A 14,217-nucleotide genomic window follows, 5' to 3' on the forward strand; every position below is an offset into this window, starting at 1 on the left:
CTCTCACTTCTTGCGCTGGCTGAAGACGACGCCGCTGAGGGAGAGCGCGCCGCCGACGATCGCCAGCCACGGCGGGGTCTCGGAGAGGACCAGCCAGGCGAGGGTGACGGCGATCGGCGGCGAGAGGTAGGTGAGCGCGCCCATCTTCCCGGCGGTGGATCGGGCCAGCGCATAGCCCCAGGTGGTGAAGGCGACCGAGGTCGGGAAGACGCCGAGGTAGATCGTCCAGGCGATCGACTCGCCGCTCGCGTGCGAGAGGTTGTCGATGAGCTGCGGGAGGAACGGCAGGCACAGCACCGCCCCCACCACGCAGGCGAGCCAAGTGACCACGAGGGCCGAGCTGTTGGCGAGCAGGGGCTTCTCGGTGACGACGCCGCCCGCGTACGCCACGGCGGCCAGCAGGGCGAGCAGGCTGCCGGTCCCGGCGTCCAGGCCCTTGCTGGAGGTGGCCAGGCCGATCAGCAGGACGCCGGCCAGCGCCACGCTGCCGCCGACGACCAGCGAGCGGGGGAACCCCTCCTTCAGCAGCAGCCCGGCCAGCACGGCGATGAGCACCGGACCGAGGCTGATGATCATCGAGGTGGTGCCGGCGTCGATGCGCTGTTCGGCGGCGTTGAGCGCGACGTTGTAGACGCCGAACCAGAGGAATCCGCAGAGGATCAGGCGTGGTGCGTCCGAGCGGGGAGGCAGCGGCACCCGGCGTATCAGGACCACCGCGCCCAGGAGCACGGCTCCGATGAACAGCCGGGCGAGGGTGAGGGCGCCCGGGTCGATGTCGTCGCCGGCCGCCCGGATGCCGATGAACGCGGAAGCCCACAGGACGACCGTGACCACCCCCGCCACGACCGCCAGCGGAGGCGTGCCCGCGGCGGGCGCGGGGTTCTCCGGCGGCGGGGTGGTCCCCTGATTGGCTTGCGCAGAGGTCACAGCTGTTCACTTCCTTCTCGTTCTGGCTCGTTACCGGTGGAGGGTCGGTGGGAGACCGGCGGGGGTGCGTCCCCGTCCGGCGGTCCGGGCGCCGGGGGCGGCCCCGGGTCCAGGGCCGCCGCCAGCCGCCTCGCCACCTCGGTGACGTACGGCGGGCGCAGCAGGGTGAAGTGGTCGCCGGGGAGGGTCGCCTCCTCACGGATGCCGCCCCGTGTCAACTGCGCCCAGTCCGCGCGGGGTTCGCGCAGCCGGTCGCGGGCCCACCACACGGTGAGCGGGGCGTCGACGGCGGTGGGCCGGTGGCTGAGGACCACCTGCTCGTGGTGCTCGGCCAGTTCCGCCTGGTGCAGCAGTGCCTCGGTGGGAGTGGCCGGCCGGCCGCGCTCCTCGGCGCGGGCGACCAGCAGTTTCAGCCGTTCCTGAAGCGGGAGTCCGCGCAGCCGCTCGCGGAGCCCGGCGGCTTCCCGCGGGGTCACTGCCAGGTCGGGGAGGGTGTCGGCGAGGGCTACGGCGGGGGCCAGCAGCGGGTCGGGTTCGCCCGCGCCGGGGACGGACGAGTCGAGCAGCGCGACCAGTGCGACCTCCTCGCCCGCCGCCTCCAGCAGTGCCGCCACCTCGACGGCGAGGGCGCCGCCCATGGACCAGCCGGCCAGGTGGTAGGGGCCGGTGGGCCGGTGGCCGCGGACCAGTTCGGCGTACTGGGCGGCCATCGCGGCGAAGCTCTCCGCCTCGGGCTCGCCGGACAGGGCGCGGGACCGGATACCGAGCACCTCCCGTCCCCCCGGCAACAGGCTGACCAGTTCCCGGTACGCCATGACGTCGCCGCCCGCGGGGTGGAACAGGAACAGCGGCGCCGGGGTCACCGGCGCCCGCAGCGGGAGGACCTGGGCGTGCGCTGATCCGGCGGACAGCAGCGCGGCGAACCGGGTCACGGTCGGCGCCTCGAAGAGGGAGGTGAGCGGCAGCCGCACCCCGAAGCGGCGGCCCACCGCGGCGACGAGGCGGGCGGCGAGCAGCGAGTGGCCGCCGAGTTCGAAGAAGTCGTCGTCGGGGCCGATCGCGTCCGGGTCGCGTCCGAGCAGTCCCCCCCACAGCTCCGCCACGGCGCGCTGGACCGGGGTCCGCGTGGACGCGGCGGTCCCGGGGGCGGTGGAGGCCGGGTGCGGGCCCGGTTCGGGGAGGGCGGCGCGGTCGAGTTTGCCGTTGGCGGTGACCGGGAGCGCGTCCAGGGGCACATAGGCGGCCGGCACCATGTGGTCGGGCAGTGAGCGCGCCAGGTAGGCCCGCAGCTCGTCCCGGCCGGGGGCCGCGTCGGCTCCGGCGGCCGGCACCACGTAACCCACCAGGCGGTCCTGCCAGGTGCGGACCGCGGCGGCGCGGACGCCGGGGTGGGCGGTCAGGCGGGTCTCGATCTCGCCGAGTTCGATCCGGAACCCGCGCAGCTTGACCTGCCCGTCGGCCCGGCCGAGGAACTCCAGTGCGCCGTCGGGTCGTTGGCGTACCAGGTCGCCGGTGCGGTAGAGCCGTCCGCCCGGCCGGCGGGGGTCGGGGACGAACCGTTCGGCGGTGAGCTCCTCCCGGTTGCGGTAGCCGGCGGCGAGCTGCACCCCGCCGATGTGGAGTTCGCCGACGATGCCGAGGGGCACCGGACCCAGCCGGTCGTCCAGCACGTCGAGGGTGGTGTTGGCGACCGGGCGGCCGATGGGCACCGGCCCGTCGGCGTCCTCGGGCGCGCACTGCCACGCCGACACGTCCACGGCCGCTTCGGTGGGGCCGTAGAGGTTGTGCAGTTCGACCTCCGGGTGCGGGTACCGCTGGAAGAACGCGCGTACCAGATCCGGGGGCAGCGCCTCCCCGCTGACGAAGACGCGGCGCAGGCTCCCGGCGTCCGCGGTCGCCGGGTCGTCGAGGTGGACGCGCAGCATGGACGGCACGAAGTGGACGGTCGTCACCGCCTCGCGGCGGATCAGCCCGGCCAGGTAGGCGGGGTCGCGGTGTCCTTCGGGTCGGGCCACCACGAGCCGGGCGCCGGCCATCAGTGGCCAGAAGAACTCCCACACGGAGACGTCGAAGGTGAAGGGGGTCTTCTGCACCACCGCGTCGGCGGGGGTGAGTCCGTACGTCTCCTGCATCCACAGCAGCCGGTTGCAGATGGCCCGGTGCGTGACCTCGACGCACTTGGGGACGCCGGTGGAGCCGGAGGTGTAGATGAGGTAGGCGGGCAGGTCGGGATCGGCCATGACCGCCGGGTCGGCCGTCCCCCCGGGCCCGTCGGGTATGTCGGCGCTCCCCGGCCCGGCCTCCTCCACCTGCAGGACGGGGACGCCGCCGGGCAGGCCGCCGCGCGGCAGCGGGCGGGTGGTGAGGACGAGCGCCGCTCCGGCGTCGGACAGCATGAACGCCATCCGCTCGGCCGGGGTCGCCGGGTCCACGGGAAGGTACGCGCCGCCCGCCTTGAGGACCGCGAGCAGGGCGACGACCAGGTGCGCGGACCGGTCCAGGTGGACCGCCACCGCGGTGCCGGGCTCGAACCGCCCGCCGCCGGAGAGCCTCACGGCCTGCCGGATGCGCCGGGCCAGCCGGTCGGCGGCCGTGTCCAGTGCGGCGTACGTGAGGGTGCTGCCCTCGAAGACCACCGCCGGGGCGTCGGGGGTGCGCCGCGCCTGCTGCTCCACCCGTACGTGCAAGGGGGCGGAGAGGTCGTAAGGGCGTGCGGTGTCGTTGTACGCGTCGAGGAGGGCCAGCTCCGCGTCCGACAGCATGGCCGGGGCGGACACCGGCGCTTCGGGGTCGGTGATCAGGGCGTCGAGCAGGGCGAGGTAGTGGCCGGTGGCGCGTTCGCGTTGGGCCTCGTCGAAGCAGGCGGTCCGGAAGTCGAAGTCCAGCACGAACCGGGGCTCCGCGCCGGTGTCCGGGCGCAGCTCGCGCACCTGCAGGGTGAGCCGGTCCGGGGAGTGACCGGTGTCGACGAGATCGAATCCGGCCGGGGACCCGAACCCTTCGAACACGGCGTTCTGGTAGTTGAGGTAGACGTCGTAGAGACGGGTACCGCCCCGGTGCCGGGGGGCGTGGTCCTGGTGGCGGGCCGCGTCGAGGAAGGCGCGCTGGACCTCCCGGGCGAGCGTGCGCAGGGTGGTGTCCCCGTCGATGCGCACCTGGAGAGGCAGGACGTTCATGAAGAGGCCGACGGTGGAGCGGAATTCCGCGGGACGGCTGGCGAACGGCGTCCCGATGCGCAGGAGTTCGCCGCCCCCGACCCGGCGGAGGTAGGCGAAGAGCGCCGCGCCGAAGGCGGTGGCGGGCGAGGCGTACCCTTCCGCGCGGGCGAACTCGGTGATCCGGGCGCTGCGTCCGGGGCCGAGATCGATGCTGATCCGGGCGGTGCGGGTCTGCCCCGCGAGGTCCTCCTCGCGACCGTGGAAGGCGAGCCGCTCGACGGGCCGGGCCGCGAGCGCCTCCCAGTGGCGCCGGGCCCGCCGGCGGCGCTCGCTGCCGCGGCCCGCCCGCTCGTGGTCGGCGTACGCCTGGAACGGCGGCAGCGGCTCGGCCTCGTCGAGCCGCCCTTCCCTGTCCAGGTCGTAGTAGTCGGACAGGGTGCGCAGGATCAGGGCCATGGACCAGGCGTCGCAGACCAGGTGGTCGACGTCGAGGTACCAGGCCCAGGTGTCGGGGCCGAGCCGGAGCAGGGCGGAGTCGAACACCGCGCGGGAGGGGTCGAGGCCGGTGGTCGTACGCCGGCGGGCCCAGGCCAGGGCCGCCGCCCGCGGGTCGGCCGCGCCGGACAGGTCCACCAGGTCCACCGGGGCGGGCACGGCCTCGCTCACCCGCCGCACCGGGACGCCCTCCACCTCGTGGAAGGTGGAGCGCAGGGCGTCGCTGTGGTCCACCAGCTTCTGGAACGCCCGCTGGAAGCGCGGGTGGTCGAGGGCCCCGGTGAGGGTGAAGAGCGCGGTGACGTTCTCGTAGTAGAGCCGCACGTCGCCGGAGGTCTTCTTGCCGAAGTAGAGGGCGAGTTGACTGTCGGTGAGGTTGGTGTCCGGGCTCTCGTCGGGCGAAGCGGCCTCGGGGGCCGCGGCGGTCGTGGCCGGCGGGGTGAGGGCGGGCTCGCGCGTGGGCGGTGCGACGAGGGCTCGCGGGAAGCGGACGGCCCGGCGGACGGTCTCCAGGAACTCCTCGGCCCATCCGGCGACGGTGACCGCGTCGAAGAGATCGGTGCGGTATTCGAGGCAGCCGAGCAGTTCGCCGTCCTGCTCGCGCAGATGGAGGGTGAGTTCGAGGGGCGAGACGCCGAGGTGGAAGGCGTCCGGGGCGACCGGGGCGAAAGTGGTTCCGCCCGCCCGGAGGCTGCCGGCGACGTCTGGCTGGAGGGAGAAGGCCGTCTGCCGGAGCACCGGACGGCCGGGCGGCCTCGGCGGGTTCACCTCCCTGACGATGTCCCCGAAGGGCAGGTCGTGGGCCAGCGCCCCGGAGAGCACCTCGCCCGCGTGCCGGGCCGCGGCGGTGTGGGTCTGGTCCGGCTGCAGCCGCACCCGCACGGGAAGCGTGTTGACGTGGAAGCCTATGAGCCGCTCCTCGGCGGCGCCCCGGCGCTCGTCGACGGGCACGCCGATCATCAGGTCCTGCGCGCCGGTGACGCGGTACAGGGTCACGGCGTACGCGGCGAGCAGGAAGGCGTAGACGGTGGAGCGGTCCCGGCCGGCCGCCGCGCGCACCTCGGCGAGCAGCGCGGCCGGGAGGCGGAGGCCGTGGCGGGCGCCCCGTACGGTCTCCCGGGCCGGGCGAGGCCGGTCGGCGGGCAGGTCGAGGACCGGCAGGTCGCCGTCGAGCGCGGCGCGCCAGTACGCGGCCGAGCGGGCGTATTCCGCGTCGCCCGGTCGCCGCTCCTCAGGCGGGGCGGCCGGCGGGGGCGGCAGCGGGGACGGGCGGCCGTCGGCGAACGCCCCGTACAGCGCGGCCAGTTCCTCCGCGAAGACGGCCACCGACCAGCCGTCGCAGACCAGGTGGTGGGCGACGACCGTCAGCACGTGGTGGTCGTCCGCGCAGCGGAAGAGGGTGAACCGGATGAGCGGCGGGCGCTCCAGGTCGAACGGGCGGGTGCCGTGTTCCCGGTGCAGCGCGTGGGCCCGTGGTTCCCGGTCCTCCGGCGGCAGCGCGCCGAGGTCGACGGTCCGCGGTACGACGGCTGCGGGCTCCACGACGTACGGGACCGGCTGCCCGCCGTGCTCGCGGAACCCCGTGCGCAGGGCCGGGTGCCGTACGCCGATCTCCGTCAGCGCCGCGCCCAGTGCCCCGGTGTCGAGTGGCCCGGCCAGCCGGAACGCGGCCGACAGGTGGTGGGCCGGGCTCGCGGGGTCGAGCCGCTGCAGCAGCCACAGCCGCCGCTGGGCGTCGGAGGCGGCGGGGCCGGCGGGACCCTCGACGGGGATACCGGCGGAACCGGCGTCGGGACCGGCGGCGGTCTCTGCGGGGGGACCGGCGTCGGGACCGGTGCCCCCCTGCCGCAGCCGGGCCATCAGCCGGGCCCGTTCCGCTGCGGGCAGCGACGCCAGCCGGCCCAGGAGGTCGCTCACGAAGTGGCCTCCGCGACCCGTACGAGGAGGTCGTCGAGGTCCGAGTGGGTCTCCAGCAGGGCCGCGATCCACCGCTCCAGGCCGAAGGCGACGCAGCCCGTGTAGGCGGGACCTCCGTCGGCCAGGGAGATGTCGCAGCGCTCGCCGAAGAAGTTGCGGTGGAAGTTGAGCGAGCCGATGGCCAGGGTGGAGCCGTGCACGAACTCCTCCTTCACCGGGAAGAGCTGGGCCAGCAGCGCCCTTCCGCCGTCCTTCTCGAAGAAGGGGTCCGAGGCCGCCTCGACGGTCAGTCCCAGCCCGAGCCTGGACGCGAACTCGACCACCTTCGGGCGGAACGCGGCGAGGTGGTCCAGCACCGCCTCCCGGGGGCCGAGGCAGACGATCTCCCGCATGGTGAAGCCGCGCAGCCGGCGCAGCCCGTCGTAGTGGTCCTCGTTGCGGAAGCACTTGGCGACCGTGGTCACGAACGTGGGCCCGGCGAGACTGGCTGAACGATGGTGCAGATAGACGTTGTAACAGGCCGCGGAGACCAGCCCGTACTCACTCGGTCCGAGCCGGTCCGCGGCGACCACCGGGCCGTCCACCGGCGGGCCGGATCCGTCCGCGCCCCCCTCGGCGGGAAGCCTCAAGGGTGCTGTCATGAGGGCCAGTTGGGGGAAGTTGTCGAAGTAGTCGATGGAGGCCAGGTCGGTGGCGCCGATCACGGTCGGGAAGAGCATCGGGGCGGCGCCGGTCTCGGCCGCCCAGCGCCGGAACTGCCCGTCCAGCAGGTCCATGAGGTGGACGAGCTCCGGCCCCAGGGTGACGAGTCCGCCGCGCGCGGTGTAGAGGTCACTCATGGCCCACCCCACCGGTGACGCCGGCCAGCACCTTGTCGCGGATGCCGCGCAGGGTCCGGAAGCCGGTGACGTTCTCCGCGGTCAGCTCCAGCTCCTGCCCGGCCAGGTCCTCCAGCAGGAACAGCAGTTGGGGGAAGTCGAGGGAGTCGATGAGCCGGCTGTCGATGAGGTCCTCGTCCCAGCCGATCGCGGACACCTCGGGGTTGCGTGTCAGCAACCAGGCGCGCACCCGCTCGATCGCGTCGTCCGCCATCAGATCCCGGCCCCCTCGAACGGGGAGCCGCTGATGATCTCCTGGCTGGTGAGGAAGCCGGTGATGCGCTTGAAGAAGGTCTCGTGGTACCCGCTCCGCGCCGGGTCCGCCAGAAGTTCCTCGCGGAAGGCGAAGGGTTCGGGGATGCCCGCGTCACGGTAGACCGACGGGTTGTAGAGCGACTGGACGCTCGCGGTGACATAGCGCCGCAGGTACAGGTCGAGGCGGTCGCGCAGCTCTTGGTCGCCGCGCTCGCGCAGCGGCTCGTAGAGCAGCCCGACGAGCTTGCGGCCCATGATGATGTGGCGCCACTCGTCGTCGTGGTGGACCTGGTTCACCTCCCTGATCAGGGGGTGGAGAGTGGTGTCGCGCCCCATCCGGAGGTTGAAGTGGTCGACCAGTTCCTCGAAGATCAGGATGCGGGCGAAGACCAGGAAGTGAGCGACGTCGCGGTCCTCCTCCGCCGTCGTCGAGGGGAGCGACTTGTCCGGGTAGATCTTGCCGCCGTAACGCAGGCAGAACTGGGCGAAGAACCACATGTGCCCGTTCTCCTCGCCCAGGAAGCGGTGGAAGAACTCCGAGGGCAGCTCGAACCCGGGGGTGTGGATGCGCCGGGTCACCTCGATGAGCAGCTCACGGATTCCGTGGATGTTCAGGCTGAAGAAGTTGACGCTCTCCCACTTGCTGAGCCGCATGAGCTGCTTCTCGTCCAGCTCGTGCGCGTACCGGGTACCGGCCACGCTGAGCAGGTCGGGCGTCATCCACCACTGCTGCTCGGCGAGTTCGTCGACCCAGTCGAAGCGCGTGTACGGGCTGTAGTGGTGATCGGTCGCGTCGGCGACCAGGTGGTCGAGCGTCTCCACCACTGACGTGTCCATGGTCTCCCCTGCGGTTCGGCGGTCGGCGTGCGTACGAGAGGTGCGGGGCGGGCGGCCGGGTCGCGGTGCGGCCGGACCTGGGGCGGGGGTACGGGGCGGAGGTACGGGGCGGCTCAGCCGTCGTCGCTCCGGGTGAGAAGACCGGCGGCGTGGTCCTCGTCCACGGCGAGCGGCCGGCTCTCCAGAAGCGCGGCCAGCTTGGCGACGGTGGACGCCTGGAAGAGGTCGCCGACGGTGACGCGCACCGGCAGCTCGGCCTCGATCCGCCCGGCCAGCCGGGCGAGCAGCAGCGACTGTGCCCCCGAGGCGAAGAAGTCCTCGTGGACCCCGACGTCGGGCCGCTCCACCAGTTCGGCCCAGACCGTGGCGATCAGGGATTCCAGGGGGGTGCGCGGCGGCGTGCGGTCGGGACCTCCGGGATCCGCCGCCGCGCCGGGCCGCAGTCCTCCGATCCGGGGCAGTTCCCCGGCGAGGTACGCCTCGCGCGTCGCGCGCCGCTGGATCTTCCCGCTGGAGGTCTTGGGGATGGTGCGGGGCGGCAGGAGCACCAGTTCGTGGAGTTCCGCCTCGCACTCCTCCCACACCGCGCGCCGGCCGTGCAGGGCGACGTCTTCAAGGTCCGCGCCGTCCGCCGTCTCCACCACCAGGACGAGCCGTTCCTCGCCGTCGACGGGCACGGAGAACGCCGCCCCACAGCCGGGACGCACCGCAGGGTGCCCCAGCTCGGCGGCGTTCTCCACGTCGTGGGGGTAGAGATTGCGGCCGCGCAGCACGATGAGGTCCTTGAGCCGCCCCGTGACGGCCAGGGCGCCGTGCTCGTCCAGCGCCCCGAGGTCGCCGGTGCGCAGGTAGGGGCCACGACCGTCGGGCAGGGTCGCACCGAACAGCGCTTCGCTCTCGGTGGGGCGGCCCCAGTAGCCGGTGGCGACGCTGGGACCCGCCACCCAGATCTCGCCGACCCGGCCCGGTGCGGCGGGGGCGAGGGTTGCGGTGTCCACGACGACGACCGACTGGCCGCCCCGGGCCGTCCCGCAGGCGATCCTCTCCACGCCCTCCACCGGGAAGCGCCGGACCTCCTCGCCCAGCGGGTCACCCGTCACCAGCAGGGTCGCCTCCGCGAGGCCGTAGCTGGGGCGGCAGGCGGCGGGGTCGAAGCCGACCGGGGCGAACCGCCGCGCGAACCGCTCGACCGTCTCCACCCGCACCGGCTCGGCCCCGTTCACCGCCGCGCGCCAGGAGGACAGATCGAGCGACGCCAGTCGCTCGTCGTCGATCTTACGGATACATAATTCGTAACCGAAATTCGGGGCCGGGCTGATGGTGCCACGGTGCACGGATATCGCCCGCAGCCACCGATAAGGATTCTGAAGGAAATGTAGCGGCGCCATCAGAACGGCGGGAAAACCGCCGTGGAGCGGCGCGAGAATGGCACCGATGAGGCCCATGTCGTGGTAGGGAGGGAGCCAGCTCACCATGACGTCGCGCGGCGTTCCGGCGAATGCCCGGTAAATGCTTTCCGCGTTGTGCATGAGGTTCGCGTGGGTGAGCACCACCCCGCGCGGCAGCCGGGTGGAGCCCGACGTGTACTGGAGGAAGGCGACCTGTCCGGGCTCGGGACGGACGGAGTCCGCGGCGGCGGGCGCCTCGGCGGTCTCCCCCGGCGGGGCGTCCGTGGCGATCCAGGCCAGCGGCGCCCGCAGCGCGGTGCGGGCGACCGGCAGCAGGTCCTTCGTGGTCAGCGCGATGCTCGCGCCCGCGTCGGCCACGATGGCGCCCAGCCGCCCGAGGCCGCGGGCGTCCTGGGGCGGATAGGCGGGCACGGCGACGATGCCGGCAAGGAGGCAGCCGTAGAACGCGACGACGTAGTCCGGCCCCGGCGGGAAGAGCAGCAGCGCCCGTTCGCCCGGCCGGTGCCGGGCGGCCAGCGTGCCGGCCACCCCTGCGGCGGCGCGCAGGAGATCGCCGTACCCCATGCGCAGTTCCTCCTCCTCACCGTCGATGAGGAAGACGTAGGCGGTGTCGTCCGGCTGCTTGTCCGCCCGGTGCCGGAGCACATGGACGAGCGTGGGGAATTCACGATCCGACAGCGCTGGTATCTGTTCTGCTGCAAACATGCTCACCGCTCCTCAGGGACGCGATAAGACCCGTGTTCTAGCCACCGGCTGGTCGCACGAGGCGCAACGCTAAAACACTCCCCACGGGGCGTCAACGGGGCCGATGGTTTCACCGATCAATGGCCACTGAAATCCTGCCACTTCGGCACTTTCCTCGATCGTTTCGCCAGTATTGCCGCATGGTGTCGCCGGCACCGCACGAGCACCGGCCGAATTCCGGATGCCCCACTGTCGCGCCCCACGCATGCCCCGGCCGTCCGTCGTCTGCGCAGGCCGCGGACCCTCCGCCGGGGCCGCACGCGGGAACGCCCGCCGCCTCCGCCGAGCGCCCGCGCCGCCGGCCCGGCAGGGCCGGAGCGCCGCGCGGGACGGCTCCGGGGCGGACGGGGCCCCGACATTGTCCGAAACATGACACATGAACGCGGTGGGCGACGGGAACCGGCCGTGGCGCCGGCGGGCGGCGGCGCACCAGGGGGAGGGGCGCGCCGGAACCCTGACGCAGTTCCTCGCCTCCGTGCTGAGCGGGGAGACGGTGGTCCCGCGGTACCGACCTCCTGGACGGCGCCATCGGCTTCGCGCCCTCCGAGCCCGATCAGCCGTCCCCACCGCTGCCGTGGGTCCAGCCGCCGTCCGCCCGGAGAAAATCCGTGAGGAGGGACGCGCGAACGGCTTCACCGTCCCCATGCGCGGGGCGAATCCAGCCGATGTGGCTTCGCCCTGCGGCCCCTGCGCCGGCCCCCGCTCGACCGCACCGACGTGGATGGCGGGGCGCGGCCGTAGGACGGCGGAGGCACCTTGAGTCTCGCGGGGCTCCTCCCCGCGGTCGGTGCCCCCGTCAGGGGGCCCACGGCCCGAGCATGCCCTTCATCGCGTCGGTCATCGCGAACTGCAGCAGCGGGCCGTAGGTGATCCGGCCGACGCCGAGACGCCGGAACCGCTCGAGATCGTGCTTGACGGGATGTGCGGTGGAGTTCACCGGGACCGCGACGGCGCTGGTCACAGCTGTGAGCAGCTCGTCGTCGTCCTGAATGCGCACCGGGTAGACGCTGTCGGCACCGGCCTGCTCCAGGGCTCGCAGGCGCTCGATGGCCTCGTCGAGGACGTCGGAGGGGTTCGCCGCGTGCAGGAAGAGGTCGGTGCGCCCGTTGACCCAGACCGGGATGCCCGCGTTGTCGGCCGCCGCGCGCAGGCCGCCGATGTAGCGCGCGTGCTCCTGCGTACTGCGCACTCGGCCGTCCTCGGAGTGGACGGTGTCCTCGAGGTTCAGACCGACGCCGCCGGCCTCGACGAGACCGGCGATGAGGTCAGCGGGCTCTTGTCCGTATCCTGCCTCCAGGTCCACGGATACGGGGACGTCGACCGCGGCGATGATCGGCCGGACGGCGGAGAGTACCTCCTCGAAGGTCTGCCCCTCCTGGTCGTCGGCGCCCCGGGAGTCCGCGAGCGGATGGCTGCCGATGGTCAGCGCGGGAAAGCCGGCGGCGACTGCTGTACGCGCGGACCAGACGTCCCACACGGTCGGCAGCACGAGTGGTCCGTGCTCGGCGTGCAGCTGCTGGAGGCGTCGAGCGCGCTCGACGGCGGTGCGGAAGTCCATGATCGGCACGCTACCGCCGGACGGTGCCCGGCTGCGGAGCCGGCCTGCGGTGAGGCGGGCAGTTCTGTGCGGGCGGCGTGCGGCGCGCATGGTGGACGGAGGCCCGGTCCCGGTACGTTCTGCCGCCTGGACATGCAAGCCCGGCTTCTCCCGCCACGTGAACCGACCGCCGCTCTTCTCGCGTCGGCCTTCGCCCGAACGGGGTCCTGCCGGGCCGTGGATGCGGTCGAGGCGGCGCCGAGGCGATCCGGCCCGAGAACACGGCCGGCCCGGTACGCGACCGAGCCGGCCGTGCCGTCCTGTCAGTGCTGCAGTGTCAGCAGGCCCGGCCGGTAGGGCAGGAGGCCGTAGTCACCCCCGGAGCTGGGGCTGCGGCCCTGGTAGAGCAACTGCAGGTTGCAGGGATCGACGGTCATCGTCTGATCGGCACTCGTGCGGATCAGTTCGCCGTGGCTGATGTCGTTGGTCCACGTGGCACCGCTGTTGGCCTTGCCCGCGAACGGGTTGCTCTCGGTCGCGGCCTGGGGTGTCCACGACCCGTTCGGACTGGTGGCCGTGAACGAGCGGAAGTAGCGGCCCTGCGCACCGATCGCCTCGACGATCATGAGGTACCGGTTCTGCCCCTGCAGCTTGTAGACCTGCGGCGCTTCGAACAGGTTGTTCGTCGTGTCGCTCATGACCACGGTGGAGGCCGTCCCGAAGCTGCCCGGGAAGTTCCCGATCGGCATGGAGGCCCGGTAGATCTTGCCGTTGTCACCGGCGAAGAACAAGTACATGTTCGTACCGTCACCGATGAGCGTCTGGTCGATGGGTCCGGTTCCGGAGTCGCTGATGCTTCCCGAGAAGAGCACCTGCGGGGCGGACCAGCCGTTCGGGTTGGTGGGGTCGCTCGACGTCCGGTAGGAGAAGGCGGTCCCGCCCCACTGGTAGGTGAGCACCCAGATGTTCTTCGGAGCGAAGTAGAAGAGCGTGGGCGCGACGGTCGCGGACGACATCGTGTTCTGGCCGGCCGATGCCATCTCCGACCAGTTGGTGAACGGGCTGAAGTTCATCGAACCCCAGCTCGACCCGGTGTCGTGCGTCGTCGCGTAGACGAGCTGCTTGCCGTTGTAGGGGACGACCGTGAAGTCCTTGAGCGAGGCCCATCCCTGCTTGGGCTGCGCCAGCGCGCCCGTCGACGACCAGCGGTAGGCCGACGGAAGTTCGCACGTGCCGGAGGTGTCGCCCCCGCCGACCTTGACCATCTTCCACTGCTGGTTGGTGCCGCCCCAGTCGTCGTACTGGACGACGTTCGCGTTGTCGGCGGTGGAGGCGCCCTGCACTTCGAGGGCCTTGTTGCTGAGCCGCGAGATGAGCCGCACGTATCCGTCCGAGCTGTCGGCCAGCCGCCATTGCTGGTTGGTGGCGTTCAGGTCGGTCCACTGGACGATCGAGCCGCCGTTCGCGGTGGACCAGTTGTAGACGTCCAGCACCTTGCCCGAGTGGACGGACTTGACGCGGTAGTAGCCGTCCCCGGAATCGGTGAACCGCCACTGCTGCTGGGCCTGATCGTTCCGGGCCCACTGGGCGATGCGGGCGCCGTCCTCGGTCGCCAGGTTGTAGACGTCCAGGGCTTTGCCGCTGTTGCGGTTGACCAGTACGTACGAGGCGCCGGTATCGACGGTCGCCGCGTGGGCCGGCTGGGCGCCGAGGAAGCCGGCCACCAGCAACAGGGGTGCGAGGAGGGCGAGTAGGCGTTCCGGGCGGACCGGGAACGCGTGGCGGAACCACATCGAAGGACCTCCTGGGAGGGGGTGGGGTGAGGTGACCCGACGGGCCGCGGTGCGGGGGTGGGAGAAGAGCGAAGCCTTTTCGATAAGTTTCGCAAAAGCTTCGTTTCCCATGACGCCACAAGCTAGGAATGTGAGCGCTCGCAGTCAAGGTGTGCGGCAGATCTTCCCGCGACCGAGTCCGCCCCGGCGTAGGCAGTGTTGCCGTCAATCCGGGCGGTCAAAGCCCGAAAGCAGGACCGGGTCGACCGCTGGTGAGCATGACGCGCG

Annotated in this window: 8 protein-coding genes; all 8 read right to left on the reverse strand. The window is 72.4% G+C overall.

Annotation, left to right across the window (positions count from 1 at the left end):
- Window positions 1-3: 3 nt before the first annotated feature.
- The 8 genes from ACFZAX_RS12830 to ACFZAX_RS12865 all read right to left on the reverse strand — a co-directional run bounded on the left by ACFZAX_RS12830 (window position 4) and on the right by ACFZAX_RS12865 (window position 13,950).
- Window positions 4-927: an EamA family transporter gene (locus ACFZAX_RS12830; RefSeq protein WP_390961230.1), complete on the reverse strand. Its 924-nt coding sequence runs from the start codon at window positions 925-927 to the stop codon at window positions 4-6.
- A complete protein-coding gene (locus tag ACFZAX_RS12835; RefSeq protein ID WP_390961231.1) occupies window positions 924-6,497 on the reverse strand; it encodes an amino acid adenylation domain-containing protein in 5,574 nt (1,857 codons plus the stop codon). The genes ACFZAX_RS12830 and ACFZAX_RS12835 overlap by 4 nt, the downstream gene beginning before the upstream one ends.
- A complete protein-coding gene (locus ACFZAX_RS12840) occupies window positions 6,494-7,336 on the reverse strand; it encodes an aminoacyl--tRNA ligase-related protein (protein ID WP_390961233.1) in 843 nt (280 codons plus the stop codon). The genes ACFZAX_RS12835 and ACFZAX_RS12840 overlap by 4 nt, the downstream gene beginning before the upstream one ends.
- Window positions 7,329-7,589: an acyl carrier protein gene (locus ACFZAX_RS12845; protein WP_390961234.1), complete on the reverse strand. Its 261-nt coding sequence runs from the start codon at window positions 7,587-7,589 to the stop codon at window positions 7,329-7,331. Before ACFZAX_RS12845 ends, ACFZAX_RS12840 begins: the two co-directional genes overlap by 8 nt.
- Window positions 7,589-8,467, reverse strand: coding sequence for a diiron oxygenase (locus ACFZAX_RS12850; RefSeq protein WP_390961235.1), 879 nt, complete (start codon window positions 8,465-8,467; stop codon window positions 7,589-7,591). Before ACFZAX_RS12850 ends, ACFZAX_RS12845 begins: the two co-directional genes overlap by 1 nt.
- Before the next feature lie 113 nt (window positions 8,468-8,580).
- Window positions 8,581-10,581 (reverse strand): AMP-binding protein, encoded by a 2,001-nt coding sequence (locus ACFZAX_RS12855; RefSeq protein ID WP_390961236.1) that lies wholly within the window; start codon window positions 10,579-10,581, stop codon window positions 8,581-8,583.
- Window positions 10,582-11,416: 835 nt separating this feature from the next.
- Window positions 11,417-12,178: an isocitrate lyase/phosphoenolpyruvate mutase family protein gene (locus ACFZAX_RS12860; RefSeq protein ID WP_390961238.1), complete on the reverse strand. Its 762-nt coding sequence runs from the start codon at window positions 12,176-12,178 to the stop codon at window positions 11,417-11,419.
- A gap of 302 nt (window positions 12,179-12,480) precedes the next feature.
- On the reverse strand, window positions 12,481-13,950 hold the full coding sequence (locus ACFZAX_RS12865; protein ID WP_390961239.1) for a non-reducing end alpha-L-arabinofuranosidase family hydrolase: 1,470 nt from the start codon (window positions 13,948-13,950) through the stop codon (window positions 12,481-12,483).
- Between the last annotated feature and the right edge of the window lie 267 nt (window positions 13,951-14,217).

Source organism: Streptomyces sp. NPDC008125 (assembly GCF_042957125.1).
In the GTDB taxonomy this organism is placed as follows: Bacteria; Actinomycetota; Actinomycetes; order Streptomycetales; family Streptomycetaceae; genus Streptomyces.

Excerpts from the sequence above, each read along its gene's own strand:
- ACFZAX_RS12840 (WP_390961233.1), bottom strand. The coding sequence starts at position 7,336 with ATGAGTGACCTCTACACCGCGCGCGGCGGACTCGTCACCCTGGGGCCG.
- ACFZAX_RS12845 (WP_390961234.1), bottom strand. The coding sequence starts at position 7,589 with ATGGCGGACGACGCGATCGAGCGGGTGCGCGCCTGGTTGCTGACACGC.
- ACFZAX_RS12850 (WP_390961235.1), bottom strand. The coding sequence starts at position 8,467 with ATGGACACGTCAGTGGTGGAGACGCTCGACCACCTGGTCGCCGACGCG.
- ACFZAX_RS12855 (WP_390961236.1), bottom strand. The coding sequence starts at position 10,581 with ATGTTTGCAGCAGAACAGATACCAGCGCTGTCGGATCGTGAATTCCCC.
- ACFZAX_RS12860 (WP_390961238.1), bottom strand. The coding sequence starts at position 12,178 with ATGGACTTCCGCACCGCCGTCGAGCGCGCTCGACGCCTCCAGCAGCTG.
- ACFZAX_RS12865 (WP_390961239.1), bottom strand. The coding sequence starts at position 13,950 with ATGTGGTTCCGCCACGCGTTCCCGGTCCGCCCGGAACGCCTACTCGCC.